The following is a 15,853-nucleotide window of genomic DNA, read 5'->3' on the forward strand; positions in this document are numbered from 1 at the left end:
CATTCCTAGACAAAAGAATTTGATGGTGAATAGGGGATGACAAAGCGGTAGGTAGATGGAGCCAACGTGCTATGAGCTGAAAGTCAAAGAGAAGGGACGATCAGCGAGAGGTACTAAGACTCCAACCAGGCTCACCATCAGGTTCGTGCACCATGCAACGTTCGCCATCGCGAAGATCATTACAGTCAGTGACACCCTTGAGGTAGCCTGCGAGAAACCAAAGCGTTGAAGCGGCTTGGTCGTTTTTGAGGAGCTCATCAAAGTCAAGCCCCCTAAATCCAACTTCCCAATCGGTATTGTCCATCGTTCAAGCAGATTTGGTATTGGCGTAAGTAATAATCGAATGTGACACTCAAAAGAGGCAACACATCAGAGACGCAAGTCGTCAGGAGAGATTACTAAGGCAATAGAGCCCTCAACTGATGGGCGACACCACTGCCGGTAAGCAATTCGGTAGCGATCGCAATCACAAAACCAAGCATCGCGAGACGGCCATTCAAGAGTTCGGCCTCGGCGGTAAAACCCCAGTTGCGAATTGAGTTCATTGAGCAATGAAGAAACCAACTCAATCAAAGCAACATTCTTGAACTCGACGGAAGAGAAAGCAAATATGACTCAAAGGTGCCGCAAACTCAATCGTCCTGATTCAGACTGTCGATCGCCTGCTCAAGCAAATAGGCGCACAGGTTGCTGAAGCTGCGGCCCTCCTGCTCCGCCAGGGTCGATAGACGTTCGTGAATGTCCGAACGGATGCTGATGCAAGCACGCACATTCTTTTGCGGGTTTGCCCGGGGCATGCGCAAGCAGTAAGCATGGGTCTACATATTCTATAGATCCCGATCGTGATGCTCTAGCGACCGGAGCCGTTGCTCAATCTGGTCCAAGCGTTCTTGGGTGGAAGGATCACCCATGCCGCTCCAGTTGAGGTCCTGCCGCACAAGCTGAATGATGTACGCAGTCACGGTGAGACTGAGCTCTCTGGAGCGCTGCTTGATGGCATTAAGCAGCATTGGCGGCAGAACCATCGAAAGCTGCTTGCGAGGTTCTGATTTCAACGGGGGCCGACCTCGATCGCCCATAGCAGGCACAGATGTGTCGGCCACTGGGAAGCTAAGCGATGCATGGTGATGCTAGGTGATGCAGTCTGATGCATGTGGTCGAGAGGCCAGCAAAGGTCATGTTGCGGCGGAACTTAGACAAAGAAAGAGACCTCAAAAGAGAAACGCTGAAGAAGAGGTAATCGATTGAAGAGACAAGAGAAACCAGAATCAGCGAGAAAGGTCAACAAGACAAATGGACTGGCACCAAGACTCAAGAGAGAGTTTTAAAAGAGCGTTCGTCCTTTCAAAAGGTTCTACACAAGGAGGCAGAGGGTAGACGTCACGTCATGCTGACGGGTAGGAAGTGCGACGGACAGTAGTTGCAGCAAGAGCGATCAATATGTGCAGCGAAGCAACAGGTACGCTGCACATATTGATCGCGTGAGTCAACCTTGAATACAACGCAGGGGCCTTAGACGTGCGACACGCCTAACCAAGCCAGCCTTCTCGCTAAGGAGCGATCCATTGATATTCCAACAACTCGTCGACAATGATCTCTGTTCAGATGAATCAACACCGCAGAGAACCTCAGTAAAAGATCCCATTCCCCCACCCAAGAGAACTGGTTGACCAACCTGACGGTACAAATCTGGGACGTGGCCATGACAGGGGCCGAAAGCACGAGTGGAACCTTGTCGCTGCACCCAAAGATGACGGGGGTCATGACCGACAAGATGGGATTCCTCCTGAACACTGTTGTGCGAAGCATCAACAAGTAGGGGCAGACAGAGATCAGGCCAGTACTGGCGAAAAACATCTCGGACTAGGTGCGTCAGGATCTGTCGATAAGCAAGAGCGCAATTAAGAGAAACGTGGATGGAGGCGAGCAACTGGTGACCTAACTCTGAGTGCAAAGGTGTCCAGGTCAGACCATGCAGTGCGGAAAGGTTGTCTCGACAGGTCTGTTGACTGAGGCCAGCTGAACCAGCCTCGATCACGACAACGATAGAGGTGACGTGCAAGCCGAAATGGGATGCGGTTGCTAGGTCATAGACATCCTCTACCACGTGAAGCTCTACATGGTGGTTGCCATTTCCAAAATGTTTTAGACGCTGTCGTACGTAGTCTTTTGCATGAGCGGACACTGCGCCTGGGTCAGCAGAAGGCATCAAGCCTTGATGTTCGCAATATTGAAGATCCTCAAGAAAACCCCAACCCTCCTCTACAGCCCAATGGGCTCCACTTCGCAACATCAGATCAAAAGAGTCTTGATTGCAATGGGCCAGACCACGTTGAATCAATCCTGCAGCTAGTCCCGATTGCAACGTTTCAGAGAGGGACTCAAGCTGTGGCTCAAGTTGCGAGAGTTGGAGCCCCGTCTTTAGGCAGCGAACGCCGTAGGCATGATCAAGGTGAATGTCACCAGAAAGGATCGCACCGCCATGATTGGCATCGAAACCGACAACACAGCCGTTGGGCATTGCAAACCCTGGATGGGCATCGGGAAGCAGAGTCACAGGGGTTGAAAGACCAGGCAATTGAGACAGAGTCCAAGCCTGCTCAAGGACCTGAGGATGCATGCGGAGAAGGCACTGCTGGTCGCCATAGGCGATCAATGGGAACGAACCAGCATCGGAATATGACCAGCAGTACTGGTCGATCTGCTTCCAATGAGTGAGATCCACCAAAGCCGTCCAACCAACACATGGAAGAGTGATCGAAAAGCAGTGACTAAAATGTGTACGCAACACATCAGAAGCAGATTAGGGCAGGTTCTGCAGCAGATAAGCGAATAGCTGAATGAGATTCGTAATCGAGAATTAGCCTGGTCAGGCAAATACTTGCATCTTGGAGGAACAAGTGGATCTGACCAAGTGGGATTCATTGATGGACATTGAGAATATCGTTGATCGCGCTCTGAATTGGTCGAACGCACGATTCACACCTGCACTACCACTGGGCGGGTTTGGACCACGCGTGGATATCCATGAAAGCGACGACAGCTATATGATCAAGGCCGACATGCCAGGCGTAGACAAGGAAGCACTGTCGGTGGGCATCGAAGGGGAGATGCTGACCATCCAAGGCCAGCGTGGACGTGAAAGCTTAGAAGGCCGGTCTCGGATTCACCGCCTTGAGCGATATCATGGCACCTTCAGCAGAAGCTTTTCGTTACCGGAAGATGCAGACGGCAATACCGTGAATGCTGTTTACGAAAATGGAGAGTTGACCGTAACGATTGCCAAGAAGAGTGATGTTGAAAAGCCTAGAACACAGAAAGTTCCGGTGACAATAGGAGAGTCAAAGCATCAATAGAGTTGATCGTCAAAGCGAGTGGTCGAGAATCAAAACCATCGGCCACTCCATCGATCGTCAAATAATCCGAACGATCTGGTTTCTGCCATTTCCTTTGGCCATTGACAGAGCCTGATCAGCACGACCGAAGAGATCCGCAAATTCATTGTCATTTGGAGAGAGGCTGACGAGACCTCCACTGATTCGTGGCCGGTAATCAGAATGATCGAAGATGCCCGGAAGGATCTCAAGATCATGTCGTATTGATTCGGACAGAGCAAGAGAATGACACTCATCGGCGTTCACAAACAAAACCGAGAGCTCTTCGTCGACAATCCGTCCGAATAAGTCTTCGATTCGCAGATGCTGCTTAACGGAGTTACAAACGTCAAGAAGGACCTGATCCGCAGCCTGGTGCCCCCAGCGATTGTTCACTTGATTAAAGTTATCGATATCAAGATTCAGAAGAGCCAGGGGTATGTCGTTACGACGAGCCCCCTCCAGTTCGATTGATGCGAGGTGGAAAAAGCTATTGCGAGTAAAAAGATGGGTGACAGGGCAAAGCAGACTCTGCTGACGGAGTTCAATCTCACGCATGACAAGTTCAGCCATTTGCTGCAACATCGTCTGCTGATGATCATCGAATGGACGAGAGTCACGGTCAATCAGACAGAGCGTGCCAAGCCTATGCCCATCAGGAGAGAGCAAAGGTGCGCCTGCATAGAAGCGGATATAGGGCTCTCCTAAAACCAGTGGATTATTCGAAAAACGATCGTCCTGAAGTGCATCGGGTACGAGCAAGACTGAATTCTGGGTGACGGCGTGTGCACAAAAAGCAGCTTGCCGTGGGGTCTCCGTAGCGTTGAGACCATAACGTGCCAGAAACCATTGGCGGTTCTGATCAACGAGGGAGACCAAAGCGATGGGCACCTGAAACACGTCAGCGGCTAGCTTGACTAACCGCTGAAGATGTGGATCAGGTGGGGTATCAAGGAGGTCATGGCGTTGAAGATCGCGCAACCTCTGATCCTCATCAACTGGCATGGGAAAGTCGGGATAAGGGGTCATCGTGAGCCACTCTCATGAAGGACCCCGCCAGCAACTGAGCGGGTCATGTCTAAAAAAAAGACACTCAGAACAAGAAGAGAAGGCCATTGAGATAGGCCTAGCAACTGTGGAGTAGAAGCAAACTGCAGTACAGGTTTATCCAAACAGGAGAGATCCACTGCTGCGAAGGGCCTGAAAGGGGTTAATCGCACGACATGCGCAGACAGCATGGCTTGATTCTCCAGTGATGAAGTGCAAGAGGAGTCGACCTCATTGTTGAGAGTCAAGGGAAGTCGGACCATGCAGATCAAGGCGCTGTGTTGTCAGATCAACAAGGGGTAAGTACGGCGTACATTCAATATGTTGATTCAAGAGCCGATGACGTAGTGCGTCAGATCAGCAGCAGATTGGGTGAGAGGACAACAAGATAAAGTGAAGATAAATGCAATAGATCACTTACTTTGACTACAGAGTGAAAGCCAAGGGGAGCAATCGCAAGAATGAGGAGGCAAAGGTGCGCCAGGATGAAGCAAGCCACATCGACTAGGCCTCAGAATGCACAATTGCGAGGTAGGTCGCAGCAACTTTGCAGCAGTTCCGCAGAACTAAGCAGAAGGAGTACGCAGTAGGACACGAATAGATCCGCTAATTTTGTTGTGGTGCTGGCAATTGACATTGTCTCCAAGCCGCTAAAGGTTCCGACTTCTGACGGTGATCTCAATGCTGTCCTACAGCAGCCCGTACGAGCCTTAGGACTGGTGCTGCTGGTTCATGGGCCTGGAGGCAACCGGCAGATGTTTAGAAGCAGAAAGGTCGGAAGAGCGCTAGCCGAACGGGGGTTATCAACGCTTCAGGTCAATCTCCTGCTGAATGCGGAAGGGCATACGAACGAGATTCCATGGGATCTGAACGTACTGACAGATCGCTTAGTCAGCACGCTCCAGTGGATCGGTCGAAATCAAGAGCTCTCTGCACTGCCTCTAGGGCTACTGGGAACAGGCAGCGGTGCAGCAGTCGTCATTGAGGCCGCAGTGAGAGAGCCAGGGAGAGTTGCCGCAATTGTCAGTTGTGCTGGCCGTCCTGACTTGGCATTCGAGTCATTGGCCACTCTGGAATGCCCGATCCTACTTTTAGTAGGCAAGCTGGATGTGGACCTTTTAGAGCTGAATGCCTGGGCCACGAGCTTCTTAAGGGCTAAGCACGAACTGGCCGTTCTCCAAGAGATGAGCGATCTTCTAGCGGAACCCAAAGCGACGGAGTTAGTCGCAGACTTAACAGCAGAGTGGATGCTGCAGGAAATGTGATGCACGGCGTTCGTCTCCGCGCTGCAGCAGATATGCGAAACAAACGAGGTGATCACCTGCAACCCGGATCAGACTCTTGCATTAATCTTGGTATAGAGAAACAATCATTTCTCTTTACCCAGTCTTGCTCAATCCTTCAACATTAAATTCCAAATGAATGACCGTATTCGCGTAATGCAGCGTCAACCCCGGCGCATTTCAATTACGTTGAGCTATAATGTTCACGAGGATTTATTGAATCGCTCAGAGGAAGAGGGGCGGTCAGTGTCAAACCTGTGCGCTTTTCTATTAGAGGAGTCCCTGAAAGGTGCTCATCAACAAAGAGTGCCAAACCAGCCTCAAACCCATCCAGCGAGCCAAGCGCTCAACGGAATGCGACCTCAGTTGAAAGCTCGTTCCTATTAAACACAGCTTGCCCCGGCTACCTTCGTAGCCGGGGCTTCTCTAGGGAGACTCAGCCGATGAGGCAGCTCTCCTAACCAATAGGGAAGAGGACTGGGGTCAGTCTTGTCCTGAGCTTTGCAAGAGCTTTTCGCTCAAGTCTTTGGACCTGGTCTTTTGTGCGTCCAATCGTTCTTGCCACCTCGGCGAACGAAGGTTGGTCTTCTGCGCCATAGCGCAGCTTAATAACATCTGCCTCTGGGCAAGACAGATGCTGCATCAGGCTATACATCCATGCGTAGTCGTCGTGAATTTCGATCTCTTCTTTATCGGTTACGGTATCGAGAATCGTCATTGCGCCGTCGGCACTTGCAATTTGCTGATCAAGAGACAAGGTGTTGCTACGGTAGTGCACATTGATTGCATGAAGCAAACGCTGAGGCGACTCATCCAAGATGCGGGCCATCTCATCAACAGACAAGTATGTTCTGCTATTGCTTTGCATAGAAGCTGCACGCGTCGCCAGATTAACAACATTCACTGGGAGACGGATACTTCCATTGTGTTCTTGCAAATAGCGATGAATCGACTGGCGAATCCACCAATAGCCGTACGTAGAAAACTTGTACCCTCGACTAGGATCGTATTTCTCAACTGCTCTTAGCAAGCCAAGGTTGCCTGCTTGTACAAGATCCATGGAATCGAAACCAAGATGCTGTAGGCGTCTTGAATAGCGCATTGAGACGGTGACGACGAGCCGCAGGTTTGCTGTAACGATCCGCTTTAAAGCCCTGCGTCCTCTGCGCTCGAGGGCAGCAGAGGGCTTTTCGTCATCCTTCCATTGCCTGACGATCGTTCCCAGATGAACTTCCTCTTGAGGGGTCAAAAGGGGGATACGACCGATTTGACGCAAGTAGTCACCGAATGCATCACTCATACAAGAGAGGATGAAGGCTCTACATCCTCATCCCTTAGGTTGAGTGCATTCAATTGATGCAGCACTCTTGCCCAGAGTCTGCTGCATCTTGCGGCGAAGATGTCGAGATCCATTCATCAGAACTTGGGCGAATGGATCGATAAGTGCTCTGTCGGTCAGCTCTGCTGAGAACCAATTGCCAGAGCTGTCCCTGCCTTGATCGGAAGTACCCCGCACAACTCAGCAAGTAGTAGCGCCAGAAGCGGTAAAAGTCTTGCCCTATCTCCTGACAGAGTCTTGGCCATGCCAATTCAAAGTTCTCCCACCAAGAGAGAAGAGTACGCTCATAGTCCTGTCCGAAAGATTCCCAGTCCTCTATCAGCAGAATCCCTTCAAGTCCCTTGCAGAGTTGCATTGCCGACGGGAGTCGTCCTCCAGGAAAGATGTGAGTATCTATCCATCGATCGGTGCGATGAGTCGTTGAAGCAGAACCAATCGTGTGCAACAGCATCAACCCCTCTGGATTCAGGCAATCGTTCATCACCTGATGGAATGTCCGGTCATTACGACGTCCGACATGTTCAAACATGCCTATCGACGCCACCTTGTCAAAGGGTTCAAGATTGAGTTGAGGCAAACTCCTGTAATCACAGACTCCGACTGTGATTGGAGTATCAGAGAACTTCTCTCGAATATAGCTTGCCTGTCTGTTGGAAATAGTGATTGCCACCACCTCTGCTCCGTAGTGCTGTGAGGCGACTCGAGCTAGGGCACCCCATCCACAGCCGACATCAAGCAGACGATCACCCGGCTTGAGTTCTAGTTTCTTACAGACAAGGTGCAACTTTGCCTCCTGGGCATCATCGAGATTGGTGGCATGTCGCCAATATCCGCAGCTATAGGCCATTGAGGGACCAAGCATCGCTTCGTAAACGCGTGGATCAATGTCGTAGTGGCGACGCCCCACTCGTAGTGATTGAGTAATTCCTTGCGGATTTAGAATCTGATCAGACAACCATTGAATGGATTCAAACAGCCTTCCCTGAAGAGCGAGAGGACGATTCGCACCCGACTTCAGGAGGCGGGAGATCATTTCACTTAAGTGATCACAGTCCCAGTCGCCACGCACATAGCCATCACCAAGGGCGAGCGAACCATTTCTCAAGAGTTCTCCATAGAACTGTCTCCGATGCACCTGAAGATCCCAGGGACGGTCGCCATTAAACTGCACATCAGCTGCACCAGTGGCGGCAAGCAGGGTGGCAGGAATGGCCATGAACTCTGATCAAGAGCTCCCAGGTAATCCAGGGTTTGTGCTGACGTCTGACTGAGGATCTGATCTGCTGCACGATCCAGTCAGATTGCCGCAGGCGCCCGCATACTGCTATTTCGGTGCATTGTTGATTGAATCAAGGATCAAGAGCACAGGCCTCTTGACTTGTATGACATCCATCTGCCTATAGAGGCATCGTTGGCAGAGTCGTTTCTGAACATGCCAAAACTGATGCTTACAATCACGCCAATCAACTGAATTGCTCCATTTGAGCAGCATCGCAGATCAAATGGAGATCGTGGAGCGAGAGAACAAATTGGCAGATGCCAATGAACCCTAAGACAAAGATAGAACGAGCGATAACCCAGAGACTGAACACTGAGGACTGCCGCACTCCGCCTCATTAGATGCACAGTTCTACTGGTTTTTGAGCTCGCGATCGCTTCCATGCATACCGTCGCTAATACCCATCCAGACGAACAGAATGCGGCACCTAGTCACAGTTTGAGTCTTGCGTCGTCAGTTCCACCCTCCAACGCACTCCACTGCCAATTCCTCCATGCCTTTACGCCATCGCTGCGTCAGAAGCTTTGTCCGCTGCGTCCGCCTAGATCCGTCTGAATGGCTCTTGATGCTCGCCCTACTCCCCTGGAGCTTGGCGAGGCCGGCATTGGCAGCAGTTCCGCCTGTCTTCGGAATGGAATTGGCACCCAACGTTGGAGTGAGTGCCGGCCCGGGGCATTCCACTGTTTGTGAATCTTTCAGGAGTGAATGTGGATCACAGTGGAGATGTGGGCCGAGCAGCTGTGCTGTCACTGACCTGGGCTGGACGCTTCAGAACGGCAACCTTCTAAAGAGGACAGAAGACAAAGCAGCGAATGCACCATCGCTGGTGATCCAGAGCTAGTGATGAAACAGAGAACCTGAAGGCAGCCGGGGGTCCCCTTCTTTCACTCTGTCGTGACTGAAACCCAAGCCCAGCACCAAAACCGCCTTCAAGACCTCTCGACCTCGTCCTTTCATGCAGGAACCCAGGCTCTGCGGCCAAGAAGCCGCGATCCGCGCCGCCATGGCCGAGCCCGGGGCCTACTGGCGCGAGCACTCGCCCCTGCAGCTCGATCAGCTGCGCTCGGGCTTTGCCTGCGCGCTGCACATGCACCAGCCCACCATCCCAGCGGGCGCTGGCGGGGAGTTGATCTCCCACCTCCAGTACATGCTTGAGCACCCGGGGGAGGGCGATAACCACAACGCCGAGCCCTTTGCCCAGTGCTACCGCCGCCTGGCCGATCTGATCCCCCAGCTGATCGAGCAGGGCTGCAGCCCGCGGATCATGCTCGACATCTCCGGGAATCTGCTCTGGGGGGCCGAGCAGATGGGCCGCAGCGACATCACAGATGCCTGGCGCCACCTGGCCTGTGATCCCCTGATGCAACGGCACGTCGAGTGGCTCGGCACCTTCTGGGGCCATGCCGTCGCCCCCTCGACTCCGATCCCGGATCTACGGCTGCAGATCGAGGCCTGGCAGCACCAGTTCGCCTCAGCCTTTGGCCTGGAGGCCCTGCAGCGGGTGCGCGGCTTCTCCCTACCGGAGATGGCCCTGCCCAATCACCCCGACACCCTCTTCGCCCTGGTCGATGCCCTGCAGCAAGCCGGCTACCGCTGGGTTCTGCTGCAGGAGCACAGCGTCGAGACCCTCGCTGGCGGCCCCCTCAGTGAGGCCCAGAAGTATCTGCCCAATCGCCTCATCGCCCGCAATGGCCAGGGCGAGCGCCGCGAGATCACCGCCTTGATCAAAACCCAGGGCTCCGACACCAAGCTGGTGGGCCAGATGCAGCCCTACTACGAAGCCCTCAGCCGGGATCGCCTCCCCCTGGGAGACATCAGCGTGCCGTCCCTGGTCTCCCAGATCGCCGATGGCGAAAACGGCGGCGTGATGATGAACGAATTCCCCCAGGCCTTCCTCCAGGCCCACCAGCGCAGCGCCGCTGAGCCGGGCACCGCCGCCATTAACGGCAGCGAATACCTCGAACTGCTGGATTGCGACCCCGCCGCCTTCCCCTCGATCCAGGCCGCAGGCCAAGCGGAACTGCTCCAGGGACTCGGGGAGCGCTGGTCAGCACAGCAGCTGCAGGAGCGCATCGAGGCCGGCTGCAACGTCGAGGGGGCCTCCTGGACCAACGACCTCAGTTGGGTCAAGGGCTACGAGAGCGTGCTCGAGCCGATGCAGCAACTCAGCGCCGCCTTCCACCAGCGCTACCCGACGGCCCTCCCCAGTGATCCCAGCTACCAGCAGGCCCTGCTGCACCTGTTGCTGCTGGAGACCAGCTGCTTCCGCTACTGGGGCCAGGGCACCTGGACCGACTACGCCCGCGAGCTCCATCGCCGCGGCCAGGCGCTGCTGAGCCACTCCAGCCAGAGCGCCTAAAAGCGGGAACACTCCAACCAGCTGGAGTGTTCCCATGCATCCATCCGTTCGCCAGTGGCTTGAGCGCAGCCGTCGCCATGCACCCCTGCCAGAGCGCACGGTGCTGGAGCTGGCCCGCACGATTCAATGCTGGCAGCAACATCCAGCCGGTCCCGCCCAGGCCCCGAGAGCGATTCAAAAGCGGGGCCTGCGGGCGCGGGATCGACTGGTGCGCCACAACCTCGCCCTGGTGGGATTCACCTGGAGAAAGCAACACAGCGGCCTGAGCCCTGAGGATGCAGCAACGGCCGATGCCCTGCAGGAGGCGGCCCTGAATCTGCTGCGGGCCGCAGAGAAATTTGACCCAACCCGGGGCTATCGCTTCTCCACCTACGCCAGCTTCTGGATCCGCCGCGGATTGCTGCGGTTCTGCCAGCGCGACCGGCGCTGCATTGCCTTCCCCCGCGAGCAGGCCGCGCTGGTGCTCAAGGCCGAGCAACTCAGTGAAGAGCGCATGCGCTGCAATGGGATTGGCCCCAGCCTGAGCTGGCTCGCCGCCCAGCTGAGCACGAGAAAACAGCCCATCGCTCCAGCGCAATTAGAAGCCTTGATCCGCAGCTGGAATCACACCCAGACCTGCTCAATTGAGGCCTTCGCTTTCTAAGTCAAATCCAAAGGATCAGCCCCTCATCAGCCATCGTCCCTAGAGCGAAGAGGGTGAACAAGGGGCCGTGAATCCGGCTGTACTCCGCCAACAGATTCAGGCGCTGCAGCGGGCCATCAGCACTCTGCAGCAGGACTGGAGCATTGCCGTCTGCGCAGCGGATGAACGGCTGATTGGGATCGTCTGCCTACTGCTCGATCGCTGCGACTTTGCTGCGGGGTCCATCGCAGAACTGCTGGCCCTGCCGCTGCCCAAGCAGCAGAAGTTGCTGCTGATTTGTGATGACGAGCTCGCCGATGGCGGCGCCCTGGAGTTGATTCAGCGCCTGCCGCAGGCCACGGTCCTGGTCTGCCTCGATGCCGCCATCCCCCAAGAACGTCTGGCCCTGCTCTGGCGCAGCGGCGCTGCGGGACTCTGCTGCCGCCAGCACTGCGGCGGCGGTCGTCTGCTCCAGGCGGTGCTGATGTTGATGCGCGGGCTGCAATCCCTCGATCCGCTGTTGGGGGAGCGGCTGCGCGGGCAACCACCGCGGCTGATTCCCCTACAAGGGAACGAGCAGCACCTGCTGGAGCTGCTCGCCCGCGGTTTCAACAGCCGGGAGATCGCGGCGCTGGAGCAACGCCGCAGCGACACCATCCGCCGTCAGCTCAGTGCGCTGTACCGCAAAGTCGGTGTGCGAGACCAGCGCGCCTTGCTCGCCTGGGGGCTCGGACAGGGCCTGGTGCGCCCCCGCGACCTGGCCTGCCGCACACCAGATCACTGAGCCGCCCGGCCTCCAGCACCGGCAGCAGGTCCAGCAGCTTGAACTGATCGCTCCGGCTTGGGAGCCATTCCGCCAGCACTTGGCGATCCCCCAGCGGCACCGGCCGGGGCAATGGCAACAGCCGCCCCAGGATCGGTAGCCAGCGCCCCTCAGACCAGGGCTCAAAGCAGCTGATCTCAGCGAGGGCGCTGATCGCCTCGGCCGCTGGAGCGAGCGCCGCCAAATAGAAGAGCGTTGGCAGCTTCTCCACCGGCAGGGGTAAAGGCAGCCACATCCCCCGTTCACAGGCGATTGCCATCGCCTGGTGGTGGTGGGCCGTCAACAGCAATTGGGTGGCCATGGGTTTCGGTCTCTCTGGGCCGGTTCTGGCTGCTGCCCGGCCCCCGGCGCCGCCCACAGCCGTGGCGCGTTGTTGCACAGCTGTGGGGAGCGCCCAGACGTCACTGGAGTCTTTCGGGCTCAGACGGCTCTGGTCTTTCGCCTTCTTTCGGTATTGGCCGGCGCGGGTAGCCTCCCGCACCTGTTTGAACGCCATGCCCACTCGCCTCAGCTCCGAGCAACGCCGTTTTGCCTGCCAGCACCTCGGTCTCGCCCACCAACAAGCCCACCGCTATGCGCGGCGCTGGGGCATGCCGATCGAGGAGCTACTCAGCCCGGCCTACGAAGGGCTCTGCAAAGGAGCAGCCCAGTTCGATGCCGCCAAGGGCTATCGCCCCTCCAGCTACCTGGTCAGCAAGGTCAAAGGGGAGCTGCTGCATCACCTGCGCGACACCGGCTTCGCCGTGCGCATCAGCCATCGCTACCGCGAGCTCTGGGTCAAGGCCCGCCGCTGGCTCGAGCTGGACCTCAGCGACGCCGAGATCGCCATCCGCCTGGGGGTGCCCCTGGCCCTCTGGCTGGACTGCCGCCAGGCCTGCGGACTGCGCCCCGGAACCCTTGAGGGCCTTTGACATGGACCCTTGCGACTCCAAGACCTCACCCACCTGCTCACAGGACTGCTGCCCCTCTTCAGCCAGCGGCGCCCAGCCCCCAGCCCCCGCCGCCGCTCCTTTGAGCAGGGGGACTGGCTGGCGGAGCTCGAGCTGCTGCAACTGGCCCAGGAACTCAAAGCCCTGGCCGATCAACGCGGCGGTTTTGAAGCCGAGCTCTTCGATCTGATGGTCTCCATCGCGGATGTGCTCGAGCTCGACCACGGCTGGCCGCGCAGTCAATCCAACCAATGGCTCGTGCGCATGGGCCTGTGGGAGGAGGACCTCTCCGACGAGGCCTAAAGACCCTCGCAGTGCTGCAGGCTCAGAAGTAGAAGGCCCCATCCACCGGGGACTGCCGCACCGCCTTACAGCGGGTCGCCACACGCCAGAGGGCTTTGTGGATGGGCGTGGGGTCAAAGCGCACCAGCTGGGGGTAGCGCTGGCGCAGCAGCGCCGTCCCGCGCCAGGCGTTGTAGTGGGGGATGGCCGAGTTCACGTGGTGGCAGACGTGGGTTGAGCCAATGCCGTGGTGCAGCAGGTTGATCAGCGGGCCGTAGGGCCGATCAACGGTCTGCAGCGCCCCCTTCACCCAGGTCCAGTGCTGGGAGTCGTAGTGGGGAATCTCCACATCGGTGTGCTGCAGCCAGGTGTAAACCACCAGCCAGCCATTCACTACCAGATAGGGGAGGCCGTAGACCGCCAGCACCCGCAGCGGCGAGAACTGAATCGCGGCAACGACGAGGGCCGCCAGCACCACCACTAGGCCAATGTTGGAGCGCAGCATCCAGCGGCGGAAGGCCGCAGGGAAGAGGGGCCGCTTCAGGGGAACGCCCTGCTCAGGCATCCGGAAATGGGAGACCGAACTGCCGTAGGCCTCACCGCCGGTGACACCAAACAGCAGATAGAGCGGCCAGCCGATGACGACGTGGTTGAACAAGGCCACCAAGCCCGCCATGGGGCGACCGAGCTTGCGGGCCAGTCCTTCGGTGAATAGCCCCATGGGCGAGCTCGCCCGCGGCGGCACATGGGTCTGGCCCCGCTCGAGCTCGTTGCAATAGGCGTGGTGCACCGCATGACTGCGGGCCCAGCAGTAGTAGGGGACCAGCAGCAGGCTGTGCAGCACAAAGCCCACCACACCCTCGACCCGTCGATTGGGGTGGAAGGCGTTGTGGCCGCATTCGTGGGCCAGGACCCAACAGCCCATGGCCACGGTGCCGGTCCCCAGCCCGTAGACGAGCCAGAGCGGCAGGGCCGCCCAGCTCAAAGGAATCAAGGTGCCCAGCCCGTAGGCCAACAGGGACAGGCCCAAGGAGAGGGCCAGGCTCCCCCAGGACTTCAGCGGGTCATGGCGCAGCAACTCCTCCGGCAGCGCGCCGAGCAGTTCGGCCTTGCTGGGGAAGTCCTGATCGGCGGGGCTGATCGAACGCCGGGAAGGGGAAGAAACGGCCGCGGTCAAACGGACCACCTGGTCAAAAGGAACACAACGGCCTTCGGATTTGCTTAAGAATCTATGGACCGACGGTTCGCCCTGGCCAGAATGCCCGCCATGGACCATCCCCTGGTGTTTGTGATCGCTCCGCAGACGGGGCTTCCGCAGGGAGAGACCAGCTGGGCAGAACTCGTTGCGCTCCAGCACCAGGGCCCCAGCAGGGGCTTCGCCCTTCGCCTGTTTGTGGCTGGCGAAACGCCAAGCGATGGCCTCGCCCAATTGCCCTGGGACGGCCAGTTGGATCCAGGCGGCAGTGGATCCCTGCGCAGGCTGATCTGTGATGCGGTGGTCCCCGGCTTTGCTCCCCAGGAGAACGCCATCGGCGTCTACGAGCGCAGCAGCGATCCAGACGTCCTGCGCTGCATCGATTGCTTTGCGCTTCAGGACGCCGTCAATGAGACCTGCTGGTTCTATCCCACCCATGACGGTCGTTTTCTGAGCTGGCAGCGGGATCTGGCCCTCCGCCTCGAGCCCGGTGTGGTGGCCGCCGAGGGGGCCAGCCAGGTCCCCGAGAGCTATGAGCGCAGCCACCTCGCCCTGCTCTGGAGCCTGCTGGCCGATGACGAGAGCCTGACCTGCGTCGGCCTGACCTACGGCGGCCAACGGATCGAGTGGGGCATCAGCCAAGGAACGCCCGCTTGCCAGACCACCTGGAGCGTCTTCACCGTGGACACCGAGGCCGAGGTGAGCCTGACCGTGAATGCGCGCGCCCAGGTGCTGGAGCCCTGATGGGCAAAACCAGCCCCCCGGAGCGAAGGGAACTGCTGGAGCTCCTGCGCCAGAAACCCAGGGGCAGCGCCAACCGGCAGCGCCAGCGGATCGAGCAGCTCATTGGCGTCCTCGAGGGCGCCCAGCCCGCGGACCTCTCGGACCCGAATACCCAGCCGCTGTTGGAGGGAGTCTGGGAGTTGCGCTGGAGCAGCAGCCAGCAGCCCTATCTGACGGTCGCCCCCTGGCTGGAGAACCTCCAGGGCCTGGCCCCCTCCCAAGGACGCGGCGTCAACCAGCTGCGCCTACCCGGGCCCCTGGGCGCCATCACCGTGGAAGCCCAGTTGACCCTGGACCCCGATCGCGCCCAGCGGGTCCAGGTGCGCTTTCGCCGCGGTGGCTGGGTTGGACCCAACCTGGGGGGGAAGCGTCTCCAGTGGCTCCAGGACGTTCAGCAGTCCTTCCCGGCCTGGCTGGACATCACCGTTGTCGATCGCGAGCTCAGGATCTGCCGCGGCAATGCCGGCACCCTCTTTGCCCTGCTGCGGCGGCCGGAGTTGAGCGTCGATCAATTGCTCAAGCCCTAAACCAAAAACCC

At 57.6% G+C, this 15,853-nt stretch carries 17 protein-coding genes; 10 read left to right on the forward strand and 7 right to left on the reverse strand.

All coding sequences use genetic code 11. The features are described 5' to 3' along the window. Positions 1–398 precede the first annotated feature (398 nt). From QZ186_RS01450 to QZ186_RS01460, 3 genes are all read right to left on the reverse strand, one after another. The gene (locus tag QZ186_RS01450) at positions 399–545 is read right to left on the reverse strand and encodes a chlorophyll a/b-binding protein (protein WP_247478981.1); all 147 of its coding nucleotides are present in this window, start codon (positions 543–545) and stop codon (positions 399–401) included. An 87-nt stretch (positions 546–632) separates the two neighbouring features. Then, positions 633–770, reverse strand: a complete 138-nt coding sequence (locus QZ186_RS01455) for a hypothetical protein (RefSeq protein WP_247478983.1) — start codon at positions 768–770, stop codon at positions 633–635. A 716-nt stretch (positions 771–1,486) separates the two neighbouring features. After that, positions 1,487–2,725 (reverse strand): RtcB family protein, encoded by a 1,239-nt coding sequence (locus tag QZ186_RS01460; protein ID WP_296415319.1) that lies wholly within the window; start codon positions 2,723–2,725, stop codon positions 1,487–1,489. A gap of 175 nt (positions 2,726–2,900) precedes the next feature. Between QZ186_RS01460 and QZ186_RS01465 the strand changes: the two genes are divergently transcribed. Further along, positions 2,901–3,356 (forward strand): Hsp20/alpha crystallin family protein, encoded by a 456-nt coding sequence (locus QZ186_RS01465; RefSeq protein ID WP_247478989.1) that lies wholly within the window; start codon positions 2,901–2,903, stop codon positions 3,354–3,356. A gap of 57 nt (positions 3,357–3,413) precedes the next feature. Here the strand turns inward: QZ186_RS01465 and QZ186_RS01470 are convergent, their stop codons facing one another. After that, the gene (locus QZ186_RS01470; RefSeq protein ID WP_247478990.1) at positions 3,414–4,379 is read right to left on the reverse strand and encodes a sensor domain-containing diguanylate cyclase; all 966 of its coding nucleotides are present in this window, start codon (positions 4,377–4,379) and stop codon (positions 3,414–3,416) included. A 659-nt stretch (positions 4,380–5,038) separates the two neighbouring features. Between QZ186_RS01470 and QZ186_RS01475 the strand changes: the two genes are divergently transcribed. Together QZ186_RS01475 and QZ186_RS11710 are read left to right on the forward strand one after the other, a co-directional pair. Next, positions 5,039–5,686, forward strand: coding sequence for a hypothetical protein (locus QZ186_RS01475; RefSeq protein WP_296415324.1), 648 nt, complete (start codon positions 5,039–5,041; stop codon positions 5,684–5,686). A 174-nt stretch (positions 5,687–5,860) separates the two neighbouring features. Continuing rightward, on the forward strand, positions 5,861–6,091 hold the full coding sequence (locus QZ186_RS11710) for a hypothetical protein (protein WP_363155625.1): 231 nt from the start codon (positions 5,861–5,863) through the stop codon (positions 6,089–6,091). A gap of 70 nt (positions 6,092–6,161) precedes the next feature. Here the strand turns inward: QZ186_RS11710 and QZ186_RS01480 are convergent, their stop codons facing one another. Both QZ186_RS01480 and cfa read right to left on the reverse strand, forming a co-directional pair. Next, on the reverse strand, positions 6,162–7,004 hold the full coding sequence (locus tag QZ186_RS01480; RefSeq protein ID WP_296415326.1) for a sigma-70 family RNA polymerase sigma factor: 843 nt from the start codon (positions 7,002–7,004) through the stop codon (positions 6,162–6,164). A gap of 49 nt (positions 7,005–7,053) precedes the next feature. After that, positions 7,054–8,259 carry a cyclopropane fatty acyl phospholipid synthase gene (gene cfa, locus QZ186_RS01485; protein WP_296415328.1) on the reverse strand — a complete coding sequence of 402 codons (1,206 nt, stop codon included), beginning with the start codon at positions 8,257–8,259 and terminating at the stop codon, positions 7,054–7,056. A gap of 1,018 nt (positions 8,260–9,277) precedes the next feature. On the opposite strand from cfa, the gene QZ186_RS01490 reads away from it, so the two are divergent. From QZ186_RS01490 to QZ186_RS01510, 5 genes are all read left to right on the forward strand, one after another. Then, entirely contained in the window at positions 9,278–10,681 is a 1,404-nt protein-coding gene (locus QZ186_RS01490) for a glycosyl hydrolase family 57 (RefSeq protein ID WP_296415329.1), read from the forward strand. 34 nt (positions 10,682–10,715) lie between these two features. After that, positions 10,716–11,324: a sigma factor gene (locus QZ186_RS01495; protein WP_296415330.1), complete on the forward strand. Its 609-nt coding sequence runs from the start codon at positions 10,716–10,718 to the stop codon at positions 11,322–11,324. A gap of 67 nt (positions 11,325–11,391) precedes the next feature. Next, positions 11,392–12,087, forward strand: a complete 696-nt coding sequence (locus QZ186_RS01500) for a DNA-binding response regulator (RefSeq protein WP_247478997.1) — start codon at positions 11,392–11,394, stop codon at positions 12,085–12,087. Between the two features lie 533 nt (positions 12,088–12,620). After that, positions 12,621–13,037, forward strand: a complete 417-nt coding sequence (locus tag QZ186_RS01505) for a sigma factor (protein ID WP_247478998.1) — start codon at positions 12,621–12,623, stop codon at positions 13,035–13,037. A gap of 9 nt (positions 13,038–13,046) precedes the next feature. Next, positions 13,047–13,358, forward strand: a complete 312-nt coding sequence (locus QZ186_RS01510) for a hypothetical protein (protein WP_296415334.1) — start codon at positions 13,047–13,049, stop codon at positions 13,356–13,358. Between the two features lie 22 nt (positions 13,359–13,380). Here QZ186_RS01510 and QZ186_RS01515 read toward each other — a convergent pair whose 3' ends face one another. Then, complete coding sequence (locus tag QZ186_RS01515) at positions 13,381–14,523, reverse strand: fatty acid desaturase (protein ID WP_296415338.1); 1,143 nt, start codon at positions 14,521–14,523, stop codon at positions 13,381–13,383. Between the two features lie 81 nt (positions 14,524–14,604). Between QZ186_RS01515 and QZ186_RS01520 the strand changes: the two genes are divergently transcribed. Further along, the gene (locus tag QZ186_RS01520; RefSeq protein WP_296415339.1) at positions 14,605–15,276 is read left to right on the forward strand and encodes a hypothetical protein; all 672 of its coding nucleotides are present in this window, start codon (positions 14,605–14,607) and stop codon (positions 15,274–15,276) included. Continuing rightward, positions 15,276–15,842, forward strand: a complete 567-nt coding sequence (locus tag QZ186_RS01525; protein ID WP_296415340.1) for a PAP/fibrillin family protein — start codon at positions 15,276–15,278, stop codon at positions 15,840–15,842. Before QZ186_RS01520 ends, QZ186_RS01525 begins: the two co-directional genes overlap by 1 nt. The last annotated feature ends 11 nt before the right edge of the window (positions 15,843–15,853 follow it).

Origin of the sequence: Vulcanococcus sp. DEBay_Sum29NL08_54 (genome assembly GCF_017859255.1) — a bacterium.
Classification (GTDB): Bacteria; Cyanobacteriota; Cyanobacteriia; order PCC-6307; family Cyanobiaceae; genus Vulcanococcus.